General features: G+C 69.7%; 15 protein-coding genes. 13 read left to right on the top strand and 2 right to left on the bottom strand.

Annotated elements, in window-relative coordinates; translation table 11 throughout:
• Window positions 1-172: 172 nt before the first annotated feature.
• Window positions 173-691, bottom strand: coding sequence for a GNAT family N-acetyltransferase (locus AC0680_RS13475; protein WP_478627803.1), 519 nt, complete (start codon window positions 689-691; stop codon window positions 173-175).
• Window positions 692-788: 97 nt separating this feature from the next.
• On the opposite strand from AC0680_RS13475, the gene AC0680_RS13480 reads away from it, so the two are divergent.
• Complete coding sequence (locus AC0680_RS13480; RefSeq protein WP_478627805.1) at window positions 789-2,096, top strand: geranylgeranyl reductase family protein; 1,308 nt, start codon at window positions 789-791, stop codon at window positions 2,094-2,096.
• 182 nt (window positions 2,097-2,278) lie between these two features.
• Window positions 2,279-2,734 carry a carboxymuconolactone decarboxylase family protein gene (locus AC0680_RS13485; protein ID WP_478627807.1) on the top strand — a complete coding sequence of 152 codons (456 nt, stop codon included), beginning with the start codon at window positions 2,279-2,281 and terminating at the stop codon, window positions 2,732-2,734.
• Between the two features lie 86 nt (window positions 2,735-2,820).
• Here AC0680_RS13485 and AC0680_RS13490 read toward each other — a convergent pair whose 3' ends face one another.
• On the bottom strand, window positions 2,821-3,618 hold the full coding sequence (locus AC0680_RS13490) for a C40 family peptidase (protein ID WP_478627809.1): 798 nt from the start codon (window positions 3,616-3,618) through the stop codon (window positions 2,821-2,823).
• 724 nt (window positions 3,619-4,342) lie between these two features.
• Between AC0680_RS13490 and AC0680_RS13495 the strand changes: the two genes are divergently transcribed.
• Genes AC0680_RS13495 through nuoK form a run of 11 tightly spaced genes read left to right on the top strand, consistent with a single transcriptional unit; the run spans window position 4,343 to window position 15,387 of the window.
• Window positions 4,343-4,702 (top strand): NADH-quinone oxidoreductase subunit A, encoded by a 360-nt coding sequence (locus AC0680_RS13495; RefSeq protein ID WP_006604811.1) that lies wholly within the window; start codon window positions 4,343-4,345, stop codon window positions 4,700-4,702.
• A gap of 9 nt (window positions 4,703-4,711) precedes the next feature.
• Window positions 4,712-5,266 (top strand): NuoB/complex I 20 kDa subunit family protein, encoded by a 555-nt coding sequence (locus tag AC0680_RS13500; protein WP_030416193.1) that lies wholly within the window; start codon window positions 4,712-4,714, stop codon window positions 5,264-5,266.
• Window positions 5,263-6,048 carry an NADH-quinone oxidoreductase subunit C gene (locus tag AC0680_RS13505; RefSeq protein WP_478627813.1) on the top strand — a complete coding sequence of 262 codons (786 nt, stop codon included), beginning with the start codon at window positions 5,263-5,265 and terminating at the stop codon, window positions 6,046-6,048. Before AC0680_RS13500 ends, AC0680_RS13505 begins: the two co-directional genes overlap by 4 nt.
• On the top strand, window positions 6,048-7,424 hold the full coding sequence (locus tag AC0680_RS13510) for an NADH-quinone oxidoreductase subunit D (RefSeq protein WP_478627815.1): 1,377 nt from the start codon (window positions 6,048-6,050) through the stop codon (window positions 7,422-7,424). Before AC0680_RS13505 ends, AC0680_RS13510 begins: the two co-directional genes overlap by 1 nt.
• Window positions 7,425-7,474: 50 nt before the next feature.
• A complete protein-coding gene (nuoE, locus tag AC0680_RS13515) occupies window positions 7,475-8,335 on the top strand; it encodes an NADH-quinone oxidoreductase subunit NuoE (protein ID WP_478627817.1) in 861 nt (286 codons plus the stop codon).
• Window positions 8,335-9,717 carry an NADH-quinone oxidoreductase subunit NuoF gene (gene nuoF / locus AC0680_RS13520; protein ID WP_478627820.1) on the top strand — a complete coding sequence of 461 codons (1,383 nt, stop codon included), beginning with the start codon at window positions 8,335-8,337 and terminating at the stop codon, window positions 9,715-9,717. Before nuoE ends, nuoF begins: the two co-directional genes overlap by 1 nt.
• Window positions 9,714-12,251: an NADH-quinone oxidoreductase subunit G gene (locus AC0680_RS13525; protein ID WP_478627821.1), complete on the top strand. Its 2,538-nt coding sequence runs from the start codon at window positions 9,714-9,716 to the stop codon at window positions 12,249-12,251. The genes nuoF and AC0680_RS13525 overlap by 4 nt, the downstream gene beginning before the upstream one ends.
• Window positions 12,248-13,636 carry an NADH-quinone oxidoreductase subunit NuoH gene (nuoH, locus tag AC0680_RS13530; protein WP_478627823.1) on the top strand — a complete coding sequence of 463 codons (1,389 nt, stop codon included), beginning with the start codon at window positions 12,248-12,250 and terminating at the stop codon, window positions 13,634-13,636. Before AC0680_RS13525 ends, nuoH begins: the two co-directional genes overlap by 4 nt.
• Complete coding sequence (gene nuoI / locus AC0680_RS13535; RefSeq protein WP_478627825.1) at window positions 13,602-14,228, top strand: NADH-quinone oxidoreductase subunit NuoI; 627 nt, start codon at window positions 13,602-13,604, stop codon at window positions 14,226-14,228. The genes nuoH and nuoI overlap by 35 nt, the downstream gene beginning before the upstream one ends.
• A complete protein-coding gene (locus AC0680_RS13540; RefSeq protein ID WP_478627828.1) occupies window positions 14,225-15,091 on the top strand; it encodes an NADH-quinone oxidoreductase subunit J in 867 nt (288 codons plus the stop codon). The genes nuoI and AC0680_RS13540 overlap by 4 nt, the downstream gene beginning before the upstream one ends.
• Window positions 15,088-15,387 carry an NADH-quinone oxidoreductase subunit NuoK gene (nuoK, locus tag AC0680_RS13545; protein WP_350730467.1) on the top strand — a complete coding sequence of 100 codons (300 nt, stop codon included), beginning with the start codon at window positions 15,088-15,090 and terminating at the stop codon, window positions 15,385-15,387. The genes AC0680_RS13540 and nuoK overlap by 4 nt, the downstream gene beginning before the upstream one ends.
• The last annotated feature ends 10 nt before the right edge of the window (window positions 15,388-15,397 follow it).

The raw sequence follows: 15,397 nt of genomic DNA on the forward strand, positions 1-15,397 counted from the left end.
TTTTCCTTAGGGGATGCGACCGACAGCGCAACGCGAACCCACCTGGCGGGGGGGGGGCCGGGGGGTCCTCCCCCCTTGGGGGGGGGGGGGGGGGGGGCCGCGGGGGCCCCCCCCCCCCCCCCCCCCCCGCGTCGTCAGGCGGCTCTTCGTGCCGGCCCGACGGCGCCGGCACTCACACGTCCAGCCGGTGGCAGTAGGCCGTCCGGTTCCCGCGCGGCGTGAGAACCGTCTCCGCCCGCCGCATCCCCAGGCGCCGGGTCACCGCGAGGGACCGCTCGTTGCGGGCGTCGACCATCGCCACCACCTGGCGCACGCCGGCCTGCCGTACGCGCTCCAGGGCGAGTTGGGCGGCCGCCGTGGCGTACCCCTTGCCCCAGTAGGCGCGGCCCAGCCGCCATCCGATCTCGATCTCGCCCTTGGGGCCCCACTCGTGCGGCCAGGGCTGGGCGCCGGTGAAGCCGATGACCGCGCCGTCCGCGGGGTCGAGCATCGTGTAGAGACAGAAACCCCGTTCCGCGTCGTGGAGCCGCTGGCGGGCGGTCAGCTCCTCGTACACGGACAGTTCGGCCGATGTGCCGCCGTGGAACTCCATCACGTCGGGGTGGTCGAAGACGCGGTGCCAGTTCAGCGCGTCCTCGTCGGTGGGGACGCGCAGCTCGACGGCCGGGAGCGACTGCGGAGGTCTGTTCATGGACCAACCCTTCAGGTTCTGATCACATACGCCCCCATAGACTGCACGTGCCCAGTGCCGGTCGGCACCCAGATATCGACTTCCGGGAGACCTCGCCGTGACGGAGTCCGTGACCGCGTCAAAGACCACGCCCCGCTCCGAGCACAGCGCGGACGTGATCGTCGTCGGCGCCGGGCCCGCCGGCTCGACGACCGCCTACCACCTCGCCAAGTCCGGACTGGACGTCCTCCTCCTGGAGAAGACGGCCTTCCCGCGCGAGAAGGTGTGCGGCGACGGTCTCACCCCGCGTGCCACCAAGCAGCTGGTCGCCATGGGCATCGACATCTCCGAGGAAGCGGGCTGGCTGCGCAACAAGGGCCTGCGGATCATCGGCGGCGGCTCCCGGCTCCAGCTCGACTGGCCGGACCTCGCCTCGTTCCCGGACTACGGACTCGTCCGCAAGCGCGACGACTTCGACGAGCAGCTGGCGCGGCAGGCGCAGAAGGCCGGCGCCCGGCTCCACGAGCGCTGCAACGTGGGCGCCCCCATCATCAACGAGCTGACCGGCCACATCACCGGCGTGCACGCCAAGCTCGGCGACGACAAGACCCCCGTCACCTTCCACGCCCCGCTCGTCGTCGCCGCGGACGGCAACTCCACCCGGCTGTCGCTGGCCATGGGCCTGCACCGCCGCGAGGACCGCCCGATGGGCGTCGCCGTGCGCACGTACTTCACCTCTCCCCGCCACGACGACGACTACCTGGAGTCCTGGCTGGAGCTGTGGGACCGCCGCGGCGCGCAGGACCGGCTGCTGCCCGGCTACGGCTGGATCTTCGGCATGGGCGACGGTACGAGCAACGTCGGTCTCGGTGTGCTGAACACCTCCGCCTCCTTCAAGGAACTGGACTGGCGCGAGATCCTCAAGGCGTGGTGCGCCTCGATGCCCGCCGACTGGGGCTACACACCGGAGAACATGACCGGCCCGATCCGCGGCGCCGCGCTCCCCATGGCCTTCAACCGCCAGCCGCACTACACCAAGGGCCTGCTGCTGGTCGGTGACGCGGGCGGCCTGGTCAACCCGTTCAACGGCGAGGGCATCGCCTACGCCATGGAGTCCGGCTCCATCGCCGCCGAGGTCATCGTGCAGGCCCAGGCGCGCGCCACGTACGCCCAGCGCGAGCTGGCCCTGCAGCGCTACCCCAAGATCCTCAAGGACACCTACGGCGGCTACTACTCGCTCGGCCGCGCCTTCGTGAAGCTGATCGGCAACCCCAAGGTCATGAAGATCGCCACGCAGCGCGGTCTGACCCACCCGCTGCTGATGCGCTTCACCCTGAAGATGCTCGCCAACCTCACCGACCCCACGGGCGGCGACGCGATGGACCGCATCATCAACGGCCTGTCGAAGGTCGCGCCGAAGGCGTAACGGCCCTGGTGGCAGCCCCGGTGGGCGGTCTTGGGGCGGTCCGGGAGAAATTCCGGGCCGCCCCCGTCACATTCTCCGGCCGGTATCCGTCAGTGCGGTGACGAGGAGATTCCCGGACGGGATCTCCCGGCGCGCGGCCTCCCGGTGGGGCCCGCCGGACGGCACTTCGGAGGAGAGCAGTGATGGAAGCACGCATGAAGAACCCCGCGGTGGTCATCCCCGAGGCCATGCAGCCCCTTCTCGACGTGGTGAAGGCGACGCGGCGGGGCGGGGTGCCGGAGGAGACGCTGGAGCTGGTGCACCTGCGGGCCAGCCAGATCAACGGCTGCAGCTTCTGCGTCGACGGCGGCGTCAAGAGCGCCCGCAAGGCGGGCGTCGGCGACGACAAGCTGTTCGCGGTCGCGGCCTGGCGCGAGGCGCCGTACTTCTCGGACGCCGAGCGCGCCGCCCTCGCGCTCGCCGAGTCGGCCACCCGGCTCGCCGACAGCTCCGACCCGGTGCCGGACTCCGTGTGGGACGACGCCGCCGACCACTTCGACGAGCAGCAACTGGCGGCGATCGTGCTGACGATCGGGATCACCAATCTGTTCAACCGGCTCAACGCGACCACCAAGCAGCCGGCGGGCGCGGGCTGGTAGCCGCCGCCCCGTACGCCCTACGCCGAAGGACCGCCCTCCCGAGCCGGGGAGGGCGGTCCTTCGTCAGTACCTGGTGTGCGGCGGTCCTACAGGACGCGCACCGCGCCGGTGGGCATGTCGTAGCTGAGCGGGCGCTCGACGATGCCGGTGCTCGAGTTCTGGGCGCCGATGAACTTGCCGTCGCCGATGTAGACGCCGACGTGGTAGGCGCTGCCCGCGCTGCCCCAGTAGAGGATGTCGCCGACCTGGAGGTTGGACAGTCCGACCTGGGTGCCGGCGGTCGACTGGTCCTGCGACACACGCGGCAGGTCGATACCGATCTGGTTGAACGCGGCCTGCGTCAGACCGGAGCAGTCGTACGACGAGGGGCCGCTGGAGCCCAGCACGTACGCCTTGCCCAGCTGCGCCTTGAGGAAGGCGACGAGGGTGGCGGTGGAGCCGGTGGCGGTGGAGGTCGACGGCGCGGACAGGGTCGTCCGCTCGTCGGAGCGCGAGGCACGGGCCTGCGCGGCCTCCTTTGCCTTGCGGGCCTCCTCGGCCTTCTTCTTGGCCTCGGCCTTGGCCTTCTTGACGGCCTCGGCCTTGTCCTTCTCCGCGGCCTTGGCGGCCTTGGCGAAGACGCTGTCCTGGAGCGCCTGCCGCTCGTAGTTGAACGCGACCTGCTCGGCGGTGTCGGCGCTCTTGGCGGCGCTGGTCGCCAGCGCCGTCGTGATCGTCGGCATCTCCTGGGTCTCGGAGACGGGCTTTTCCGCGGCGTTGGCCGGCACGGTCGCGCCGGTCACCGCGAGAGTGAGGAAGCCACCGGTCACGCCCGCACGCAGTGCCCGCGAGGACGCGGAACGGCGGGGCTTCCGGTGGCTGGGTATGAGTGCGTTCGGGGACATGGCAATAACGGCTATCAGGCGCCGGAGGTTGCTGCCAAGAAAGGTGCAGTGCGCCACACTTGACGCGTACGCGACGAACAAAACGGACTTTTGCCTGCCCGTCGACTCGGCGGCGCGATGTCCGAATTTCGCGATCATGTTCCTACGCACGGCATTTGCTGCTCGGTGCGGGTCCGACGGGGGCCTATCACTTCCCCACGCGCCACGCCAAGGCTTCCCAGCCGTCAAGAACTCAGTGCCCGAAATAGCGTGGGATAGGTCACTCTTGAGTGTCCGTTATGTTCCCGTGATCCGACGCGGCCGCCCGCTCGTGAACCGGAGCACGTACCGACGATCACGAGCGGGTCACGAGCGGATCACGCCGACGGGTCGCACTCCTATAGCAGTTGGTGAAGTCCAGTGCCAATTTGCCTACGGTCGCCGCTACTTGATAATGACGCCACCGCCCTGACCAGCGGTAACCCGTGTGAATGTCACCTCTCGTGATCACTCGCGCGCTTCGCGTACGAAGATCACCGCTCATCCGACTTCATGATCCTTCGCCGGGTGGTGGAGATCACAAAGGCGTTGTTCACCCCCGTGTCGCAGATCACACACCAGCGGGCATAAGATGCAGGCGGCTCGGGCTTGTGAACTGCCTCACATGTGCACGATCTCCATGGGGCGATCAGAGGGCCCGAGCGGACCGCCATCCAGTCATCGTCGACTGAAGGGAGCGAGGACGGTGAACGCTTACGCGCCCATCCTCGTACTGGGAGCCCTAGGGGCAGGCTTTGCGATCTTCTCCGTCGTCATGGCCACCCTCGTCGGGCCCAGGCGCTACAACCGGGCCAAGCTCGAGGCGTACGAATGCGGAATCGAGCCGACGCCACACCCGTCCGGTGGCGGTCGCTTCCCGATCAAGTACTACCTGACGGCGATGCTCTTCATCGTCTTCGACATCGAGATCGTCTTCCTCTATCCCTGGGCCGTCACCTTCGACGCCCTGGGACTGTTCGGGCTCGTCGAGATGCTCCTCTTCGCGCTCACCGTCTTCGTCGCCTACGCCTATGTCTGGCGTCGTGGCGGCCTGGAATGGGACTAGGGGTCACACATGGGACTTGAAGAGAAGCTGCCGAGCGGCTTTTTGCTGACCACTGTCGAGCAGGCCGCGGGCTGGGTGCGCAAATCATCGGTCTTCCCGGCGACCTTCGGGCTGGCCTGCTGCGCCATCGAGATGATGACGACCGGCGCCGGGCGCTACGACCTGGCCCGCTTCGGCATGGAGGTCTTCCGGGGTTCGCCGCGCCAGGCGGATCTGATGATCGTGGCCGGCCGGGTGAGCCAGAAGATGGCCCCCGTCCTGCGGCAGGTCTACGACCAGATGCCGAACCCGAAGTGGGTGATTTCCATGGGGGTTTGCGCCTCATCAGGCGGAATGTTCAATAACTACGCGATTGTCCAGGGCGTCGACCACATCGTGCCCGTCGACATCTATCTGCCGGGCTGCCCGCCGCGTCCCGAGATGCTGATGGACGCCATCCTCAAGCTCCACGACAAGATCCAGCACACCAAGCTCGGGGTCAATCAGCAGCAGGCCGCCCGCGAGGCGGAGGAGGCGGCACTCAAGGCGCTCCCGCTGATCGAGATGAAGGGGCTGCTGCGGTGAGTGAGCACAAGAACCCCGAGCGTCCGGACGCCTCGGACGAGGCCGTCCCGGCGCAGCGCGACGACACCGGCGAGGTGATCGCCACCCGCCGCGGCATGTTCGGCGCCAACAACGGCGGGGACACCACCGGCTACGGCGGCCTCGTACGGACCGTCCGGCTGCCCGGCGCGTCCCAGCGGCCGTACGGCGGACCGGGCGCCGACGGGGATACGTCGGGCGGAGCCGAGAGCGGCGGAGGGTACGGCGACTTCGACGAGATCGCCGACGAGCTGGAGGGCGCCCTCGACGAGCAGGGGCTGGTCCCCGAGAACGTCATCGCCAAGACGGTCGTGGACCGCGGCGAGCTGACCTTCCACATCGAGCGGGAGTACCTGCCGGCCGTCGCCAAGATCCTGCGCGACGACCCGGCGCTGCGCTTCGAGCTGTGCACGGGCGTGAGCGGGGTGCACTTCCCCGGGGACACCGGCCGCGAGCTGCACGCCGTCTACCACCTGCGCTCGATCACCCACAACCGGCTGATCCGGCTGGAGGTCTCCGCCCCGGACGCCGACCCGCACGTGCCCTCGCTCGTGGCGGTCTATCCGACCAACGACTGGCACGAGCGCGAGACGTACGACTTCTTCGGCCTGATCTTCGACGGTCATCCCGCGCTGACCCGGATCATGATGCCCGACGACTGGCAGGGCTTCCCGCAGCGCAAGGACTACCCGCTCGGCGGCATCCCCGTCGAGTACAAGGGCGCCCAGATCCCGGCTCCCGACCAGCGGAGGTCGTACAGCTGATGACTACTGCACCGCACTCCCACTCCTCGAACGGCCACCGCACCTCAAGCGACTTCGACACCCAGGAGTCGCTGGGCCGCGAGACCACCGAGGGCACGGTCTACAACGTCTCCGGCGGTGACTGGGACGAGATCGCGGCCGCCGCGGTCAAGTCCGACGACGAGCGGATCATCGTCAACATGGGGCCGCAGCACCCCTCGACGCACGGTGTGCTCAGGCTGATCCTGGAGATCGACGGGGAGACCGTCACCGAGGCCCGCTGCGGCATCGGCTATCTGCACACCGGTATCGAGAAGAACCTCGAATACCGGACCTGGACGCAGGGCACCACCTTCGTCACGAGGATGGACTACCTCACCCCCTTCTTCAACGAGACGGCCTACTGCCTGGCCGTGGAGAAGCTGCTCGGCATCACCGGCGACGTCCCCGACCGGGCCTCGGTCATCCGCGTGCTGCTGATGGAACTCAACCGGCTCTCCTCCCACCTGGTGTGCATCGCCACCGGCGGTATGGAGCTGGGCGCCACCACGATCATGATCTACGGCTTCCGCGACCGTGAGCTCATCCTCGACATCTTCGAGCTGATCACCGGCCTGCGGATGAACCACGCCTACATCCGGCCCGGCGGCCTCGCCCAGGACCTGCCCCCGGGCGCGGTCGACCAGGTGCGCGCCTTCGTCAAGAAGATGCGCAAGAACATCGGCGAGTACGACAAGCTCGCCACCGGCAACCCCGTCTTCAAGGGCCGCATGGAGGGCATCGGCTACCTGGACCTGGCCGGCTGCATGGCCACCGGAGCCACCGGCCCCATCGTGCGCTCCGCCGGCCTCCCGCACGACCTGCGCAAGACGCAGCCGTACTGCGGCTACGAGGACTACGAGTTCGAGGTGCCGACCGCCGACACCTGCGACGCCTACGGCCGGTTCCTGATCCGGCTGGAGGAGATGCGCCAGTCGCTGCGGATCGTCGAGCAGTGCCTGGACCGCCTGGAGCCCGGCCCGGTGATGGTCGCCGACAAGAAGATCGCCTGGCCCGCCCAGCTGGCCCTCGGCCCGGACGGACTGGGCAACTCCCTCGACCACATCAAGAAGATCATGGGCACCTCGATGGAGGCCCTGATCCACCACTTCAAGCTCGTGACCGAGGGCTTCCGGGTCCCGCCCGGACAGGCCTACGCGGCCGTCGAGTCACCCAAGGGCGAGCTGGGCGTGCACACGGTCAGCGACGGCGGCACCCGCCCCTACCGGGTGCACTTCCGCGACCCGTCCTTCACCAATCTGCAGGCCATGGCGGCGATGTGCGAAGGCGGCCAGGTCGCCGACGTCATCGTCGCCGTCGCGTCCATCGACCCCGTGATGGGAGGCGTCGACCGGTGACCACCGCGTCTTCTCGGGGTGGAACCCCCGAAACCCCCACCAGCCTGGGGATGCCCGCGCTCCCGGCCCCGGACTACCCGGCCGAGGTGCGGGCCCGGCTCGAGGCGGACGCCAAGGAGGTGATCGCCCGCTACCCCGGCGCGCGCTCGGCGCTGCTGCCGCTGCTGCACCTCGTACAGGCCGAGGAAGGGCACGTCACCCGCACCGGCATCCGCTTCTGCGCCGAACAGCTCGACCTGACCACCGCCGAGGTCACCGCGGTGTCGACCTTCTACTCCATGTACCGCCGCAGGCCGAGCGGCGACTACCAGGTCGGCGTCTGCACCAACACCCTGTGCGCGGTGATGGGCGGCGACGCCATCTTCGAGGAGCTCAAGGAGCACCTCGGCGTCGGCAACGGCGAGACCACCGAGGACGGCGCCGTCACCCTCGAACACATCGAGTGCAACGCCGCCTGCGACTTCGCCCCGGTCGTGATGGTCAACTGGGAGTTCTTCGACAACCAGACGCCGCAGTCCGCCCGGCAGCTCGTCGACGACCTCCGGGCGGGCCGCACCGTCGAGCCCACCCGCGGCGCCCCGCTGTGCACCTTCAAGGAGACCGCCCGGATGCTCGCCGGATTCCCGGACGAGCGACCGGGCGCCGTCGAGGCCACCGGCGGCGCCGGACCCGCCTCCCTGATCGGACTGCGCCTGGCCAAGGGCGAGGCCGCACCGGGCCGCGGCGCCGACAGCGCCAGTCACGTCGTCGCCCCGCGGACGACCACCGACCGCTCGACGGACGAACCCCCGTCCGGGCACCCCGCCGAGCAGGCGCCCTCGGGTCACCCCAGTTCCCACGACGCACCGCACGAGACCTCGGCCTCCGACGACCAGCACCCGGCCGGGCCCACAGCTAAGGAGGGGGAGTGATGACAGTGGCAGCCGAGTACGGGGGCGCCTCCCGGCCGCACGCCGGGGGAGAGGCGAGCCCGGAGAAGCTCCTGATGCCCGTCCTGTCCGCCTTCTGGGACCAGCCCGAATCCTGGACGCTGGAGACCTACCGCCGGCACGAGGGCTATGAGGGCCTGCGCAAGGCGCTCGCGATGCCCCCCGACGACGTCATCGCCTACATCAAGGACTCCGGCCTGCGCGGCCGCGGCGGCGCGGGCTTCCCCACCGGGATGAAGTGGCAGTTCATCCCGCAGGGCGACGGCAAACCGCACTACCTCGTGGTCAACGCCGACGAATCGGAGCCCGGTACCTGCAAGGACATCCCCCTCCTCTTCGCGAACCCGCACTCCCTCATCGAGGGGATCGTGATCGCCTGCCATGCGATCCGGTCGAACCACGCCTTCATCTATCTGCGCGGTGAGGTCGTACCCGTCCTGCGCCGGCTGCACGAGGCCGTACGCGAGGCCTACGCGGCGGGCTTCCTCGGACGGAACATCCTCGGCTCCGGACTCGACCTGGACGTCATCGTGCACGCGGGCGCCGGCGCGTACATCTGCGGTGAGGAAACCGCGCTGCTCGATTCCCTGGAGGGCCGTCGCGGACAGCCCCGGCTGCGTCCCCCCTTCCCCGCGGTGGCCGGCCTCTACGCCTGCCCCACCGTCGTGAACAACGTCGAATCCATCGCGTCGGTTCCCGCGATCATGAACAAGGGCAAGGACTGGTTCAGGTCGATGGGCAGCGAGAAGTCCCCGGGCTTCACGCTCTACTCGCTCAGCGGCCACGTCGCAGCCCCCGGCCAGTACGAGGCCCCGTTGGGCATCACCCTTCGCCAGCTGCTCGACATGAGCGGCGGTATGCGCCGCGGCCACCGGCTGAAGTTCTGGACGCCGGGCGGCTCCTCGACGCCGATGTTCACCACCGAACACCTCGACGTCCCCCTCGACTACGAGGGCGTCGGCGCGGCCGGCTCGATGCTCGGCACCAAGGCGCTGCAGTGCTTCGACGAGACCACCTGCGTCGTACGGGCGGTCACCCGCTGGACCGAGTTCTACGCGCACGAGTCCTGCGGCAAGTGCACACCCTGCCGCGAAGGGACGTACTGGCTGGTGCAGTTGCTGCGCGACATCGAGGCCGGCAACGGCCGGATGGACGACCTCGACAAGCTCAACGACATCGCCGACAACATCAACGGCAAGTCCTTCTGCGCCCTCGGCGACGGCGCCGCCTCGCCGATCTTCTCCTCGCTCAAGTACTTCCGCGAGGAGTACGAGCAGCACATCACCGGCAACGGCTGCCCGTTCGACCCGGCCAAGTCGACCCTGTGGGCCGACAACGACGCTCACCTGGGGGTGAATGCATGACCGTCGTGACAAATGCCCCCTCGGGAGGCGGCGAGGCGGCCGTCCCGCCGGAGGACCTCGTCACCCTGACGATCGACGGCATCGAGATCTCCGTCCCCAAGGGGACGCTGGTCATCCGCGCCGCCGAACTCCTCGGCATCGAGATCCCGCGCTTCTGCGACCACCCGCTGCTGGACCCGGCGGGCGCCTGCCGGCAGTGCATCGTCGAGGTGGAGGGCCAGCGCAAGCCGATGGCCTCCTGCACCATCACCTGCACCGACGGCATGGTCGTCAAGTCGCAGCTGACCTCCCCGGTGGCCGAGAAGGCCCAGCGCGGGGTGATGGAGCTGCTGCTGATCAACCACCCGCTGGACTGCCCGGTCTGCGACAAGGGCGGCGAGTGCCCGCTGCAGAACCAGGCCATGCAGGTCGGCGACCCGGAGTCGCGCTTCGAGGGCAAGAAGCGCACCTTCGCCAAGCCGGTACCGATCTCCACACAGGTGCTGCTGGACCGCGAGCGCTGCGTGCTGTGCGCGCGCTGCACCCGCTTCAGCAACCAGATCGCCGGCGACCCGATGATCGAGCTCGTCGAGCGCGGCGCCCTCCAGCAGGTCGGCACCGGAGAGGGCGACCCCTTCGAGTCGTACTTCTCCGGCAACACCATCCAGATCTGCCCGGTCGGCGCGCTCACCTCCGCCGCGTACCGCTTCCGCTCCCGCCCCTTCGACCTGGTCTCCTCGCCGTCGGTGTGCGAGCACTGCGCCGGCGGCTGCGCGACCCGCACCGACCACCGGCGCGGCAAGGTCCTGCGGCGGCTGGCCGCCAATGACCCCGAGGTCAACGAGGAGTGGATCTGCGACAAGGGGCGGTTCGCCTTCCGCTACGCCCAGCAGCGCGACCGGCTCGAGCACCCCTTGGTGCGCAACGCCGAGTCCGGTGAACTGGAGCCGGCGAGCTGGCCCGAGGCCCTGGAGGCGGCGGCCCGCGGGCTGACCGCGGCCAAGGGGCGCACCGGCGTACTGACCGGCGGCCGGCTGACCGTCGAGGACGCCTACGCCTACGCCAAGTTCGCCCGGATCGCCCTGCAGAGCAACGACATCGACTTCCGGGCCCGGGTGCACAGCGCCGAAGAGGCCGACTTCCTGGCGGCCAAGGTCGCCGGGCGGGGGCGTGATCTGGACGATGGGGGTACCTCCCACGGGTCAAGGAGTGGGGGAGGGGTCACGTACACCGCCCTGGAGCAGGCGCCGGCCGTCCTGCTGGCCGGGATCGAGGCCGAGGAGGAGGCGCCGGGCGTCTTCCTGCGGCTGCGCAAGGCGCACCGCAAGAGCGGCCAGCGCACCTACGGGCTGGGCAGTTACGCCTCACGCGGGCTGATCAAGGCCGGTGGGACGCTGCTGCCGGCCGCCCCGGGCACCGAGACCGAATGGCTGGACGCGCTCGCCGGCGGCGTCGGCCTGGAGGGCGAGGGGCACGCGGCCGCCGAGGCGCTGCGCGCGGACGGCGCGGTGATCGTCGTCGGCGAGCGGCTGGCGGGGGTGCCCGGCGCGCTGACCGCCGCGGTGCGCGCCGCCGCCGCGACCGGTGCCCGCCTGGTGTGGATTCCGCGGCGGGCGGGCGATCGCGGCGCCGTCGAGGCCGGCGCGCTGCCCGGTCTGCTGCCCGGCGGGCGGCCGGCCACCGACCCGCGGGCCCGCGACGAGGTCGCCGCGGCCTGGGGCGTCGCCGCGCTCCCGCACCGGCACGGCCGCGACACCGGCCAGATCATCGAGGCCGCGGCGACCGGGGAGCTCAGCGCGCTGCTGGTGGCCGGAGTCGAGGTCGCCGACCTGCCGGACCCGGCGCGGGCGCTGACCGCCCTGGACGAGGTCGGCTTCCTGGTCAGTCTGGAGCTGCGGCCCTCGCAGGTCACCGAGCGGGCGGATGTGGTCCTGCCGGTGGCGGCCGTGGTGGAGAAGGCCGGCACGTTCCTCAACTGGGAGGGCCGGGCGCGGCTGTTCGAGGCGGCGCTCAAGCCGGACCAGATGACCCGCCGCCAGCTGCAGCCGGACTCCCGGGTGCTGCACATGCTCGCCGACGCCATGGACGTCCACCTGGCCCTGCCCGACATCCGCTCCGTACGCCGCGAGCTGGACCGGCTCGGCAGCTGGGACGGCCCGTACGCCGGTGAGCCCCACGAGACCGGGCGTCCGCTGCCCCGGCCCGCCGACGGCGAGGCGGTACTCGCCGGGCACCGGCTCCTGCTGGACCAGGGGCTGCTCCAGGAGGGCGACGAGGCACTGGCCGGCACCCGGCACGCCGCGCTCGCCCGGCTGTCGCAGACCACCGCCGAGGAGACCGGCGTCAAGGACGGCGACCTGCTGGAGGTCGGCGGACCGGCCGGCTCGGTCCGGCTGCCGCTGAAGGTCACGCCGATGCCCGACCGGGTGGTGTGGCTGCCGCTCAACTCCACGGGCGGTGGCGTCGCCGCCGACACCGGGGCGCGCCCCGGTGACCTGGTGAAGATCTCCGCCGCTCCGGGCACGCCGGCGCAGGCCAAGGAGGTGGACGCATGATGCAGCTCGGCCAACTGGCCACCGCGCAGACCGCGCTGGCCCAGGAAGACCTGTCGATGTTCGGCCGCGATCCCTGGTGGCTGATCGTCATCAAGGCGGTCTTCTGCTTCGCGTTCCTGATGCTGACGGTCCTGTTCTCGATCGTCTGGGAGCGCAAGGTCGTCGCCTGGATGCAGCTGCGCATCGGCCCCAACCGGCACGGCCCCTGGGGGATGCTCCAGTCGCTGGCCGACGGCATCAAGCTGATGCTGAAGGAGGACCTGGTCGTCAAGCGGGCCGACAAGGCGGTCTACATCATCGCGCCGATCGTGGCGGCCATCCCGGCCTTCATGGCGATCGCGGTGATCCCCTTCGGTCCGGCGGGCAACGAGATCTCGATCTTCGGCCACCGCACTCCGATGCAGCTGACCGACCTGCCCATCGGCATCCTCTACATCCTCGCCACGGCCTCCGTCGGCATCTACGGCATCGTGCTGGCGGGCTGGTCCTCCGGCTCGACCTACCCCCTGCTCGGCGGGCTGCGCTCGTGCGCGCAGATGATCTCGTACGAGATCGCGATGGGCATCTCGTTCGCGGCGGTGTTCTTGTACTCCGGGTCGATGTCGACCTCCACCATCGTGGAGTCGCAGCAGGACCGGTGGTACATCCTGCTGCTGCCGGTGTCCTTCATCATCTACATCGTCGCCATGGTCGGCGAGACCAACCGGGCGCCGTTCGACATGCCGGAGTCCGAGGGCGACCTGGTCGGCGGCTTCAACACCGAGTACTCGTCCATCAAGTTCGCGATGTTCATGCTGGCCGAGTACATCAACATGGTCACCGTCTCGGCGGTCGCGGTCACGCTCTTCCTGGGCGGCTGGCGGGCACCCTGGCCCGTGTCGACGTTCTGGGAAGGCGCCAACCACGGCTGGTGGCCGCTGCTGTGGTTCACCCTCAAGGTGCAGCTGCTGCTGTTCTTCTTCATCTGGTTGCGCGGCACCCTCCCCCGGGTGCGCTACGACCAGTTCATGAAGCTGGGCTGGAAGGTCCTCATCCCGGTCTCGATGGTCTGGCTGATGCTGGTCGCCACCGTCCGGGCGCTGAAGAACGAGGGCTACGACTTCTCCCAGATCGTGCTGTACGTGGCCGGCAGCGCCGTCGCGCTGCTGCTGATCTCCCTGGTCGTGGACTTCTTCCGGCGCGGTGAGGAAGAGCAGGAGACGGACGGCGACGGCGCCTTCGACCCGATGGCCGGCGGCTTCCCCGTACCGCCGCTGCCCGGGCAGAGCCTGCCGCCCGTGCCGCGCCGGCGTCCCCGCCGGGACCGGGAGTTGATTGTCAGTGGTCGGGTGGACACTGTCAGTGACGGAAATGAGACCGACGGAAAGGGGGGCGACGGTGCCTGAGTTCCAGAACCCCGTGGCCGGCTTCGGCGTGACCTTCAAGGCCATGTTCAAGAAGCGGCTGACCGAGCAGTATCCGGAGGAGAAGAAGCCGACGGCGCCGCGTTTCCACGGCCGGCATCAGCTCAACCGCCATCCGGACGGGCTGGAGAAGTGCATCGGCTGCGAGCTGTGCGCCTGGGCGTGCCCGGCGGACGCGATCTACGTCGAAGGCGCGGACAACACCGACGAGGAGCGCTACTCCCCGGGTGAGCGCTACGGCCGCGTCTACCAGATCAACTATCTGCGCTGCATCCTGTGCGGGCTGTGCGTGGAGGCCTGTCCGACCCGCGCGCTCACGATGACCAACGAGTACGAACTCGCCGACCGCTCCCGCGAATCGCTCATCTACACCAAGGAGGAGCTGCTCGCGGGCCTGCAGGACACGATGGTCGACTCACCGCACGCGATCTACCCCGGCATGACGGAGAAGGACTACTACAACGGGCTGGTGACCGAGGCCGCGCCCGGCACCGTCCGCCAGGTCGCCGTCTCCAAGGGGGAGCACCCCGCAGAGCAGCCGGCCCCGACCGCCGACGAGGAGGTGCAGGCATGACCGGTCTCGCCGCCGCGGCCGCCTCCACGGGGGAGGCCGTGCAGTTCTGGATCCTGGGCAGCGTCGCCGTCATCGGCGCGCTGTGCACGATCCTGATGAAGCGGGCTGTGCACAGCGCCCTCTCGCTCGCCGGCACCATGATCGTCCTGGCGGTCTTCTACCTCGCCAACGGCGCGTACTTCCTCGGCGTCGTGCAGATCGTCGTCTATACGGGCGCGATCATGATGCTGTTCCTGTTCGTCGTCATGCTCGTCGGCGTCACGGCCGCGGACTCCCTCAAGGAGACGCTCAAGGGCCAGCGCTGGCTCGCCGCCGGCCTCGGCATCGGCTTCGGCATCCTGCTGATCGCCGGCATCGGCAACGCCTCGCTCAAGGAGTTCAACGGCCTGGGCGAGGCGAACGCCGGCGGCAACGTACAGGGCCTGGCCGCGCTCATCTTCACCAAGTACGTCTTCGCCTTCGAAGTCACCGGCGCGCTGCTGATCACGGCAGCCGTCGGCGCGATGGTGCTCACGCACCGGGAGCGCACGGAGCGGGCCAAGTCGCAGCGCGAGCAGTCCGAGGCGCGCATCCGCGAGGGCAAGCAGGTGCCCCCGCTGCCCGCCCCGGGGGTCTACGCCCGGCACAACGCCGTCGACATCCCGGGCCTGCTGCCCGACGGCACCCCGTCCGAGCTGACCGTCAGTCCCACGCTGCGCGAGCGCGGCCAGATCCGCGATGTCTCCGGTGAGTCGCTCGCCGAACTCAAGGCGCTGGAGCAGCGCTCCGAGGAGTGGCTGGGCCGCGGCACGGAGGACGAGCCCCCGCCCGGGGCCTCCGGTGGCGCGACGCGGAAGGAGCACAAGGAGGGGGCCAAGAAATGAACCCGGTCTACTACCTCTACCTCGCCGCCCTGCTGTTCACCATCGGCGCGGCCGGGGTGCTGATCAGGCGGAACGCCATCGTGATGTTCATGTGCATCGAGCTGATGCTCAACGCCTGCAATCTCGCCTTCGTCACCTTCTCGCGGATGCACGGGAATCTGGACGGCCAGATCATCGCCTTCTTCACGATGGTCGTCGCCGCGGCCGAGGTCGTGGTCGGCCTGGCGATCATCGTGTCGATCTTCCGCACCCGTCATACGGCCTCGGTCGACGACGCCAGTCTGATGAAGCTGTAAGGGGTCGCAC

Source organism: Streptomyces sp. NPDC043738, from assembly GCF_056436545.1.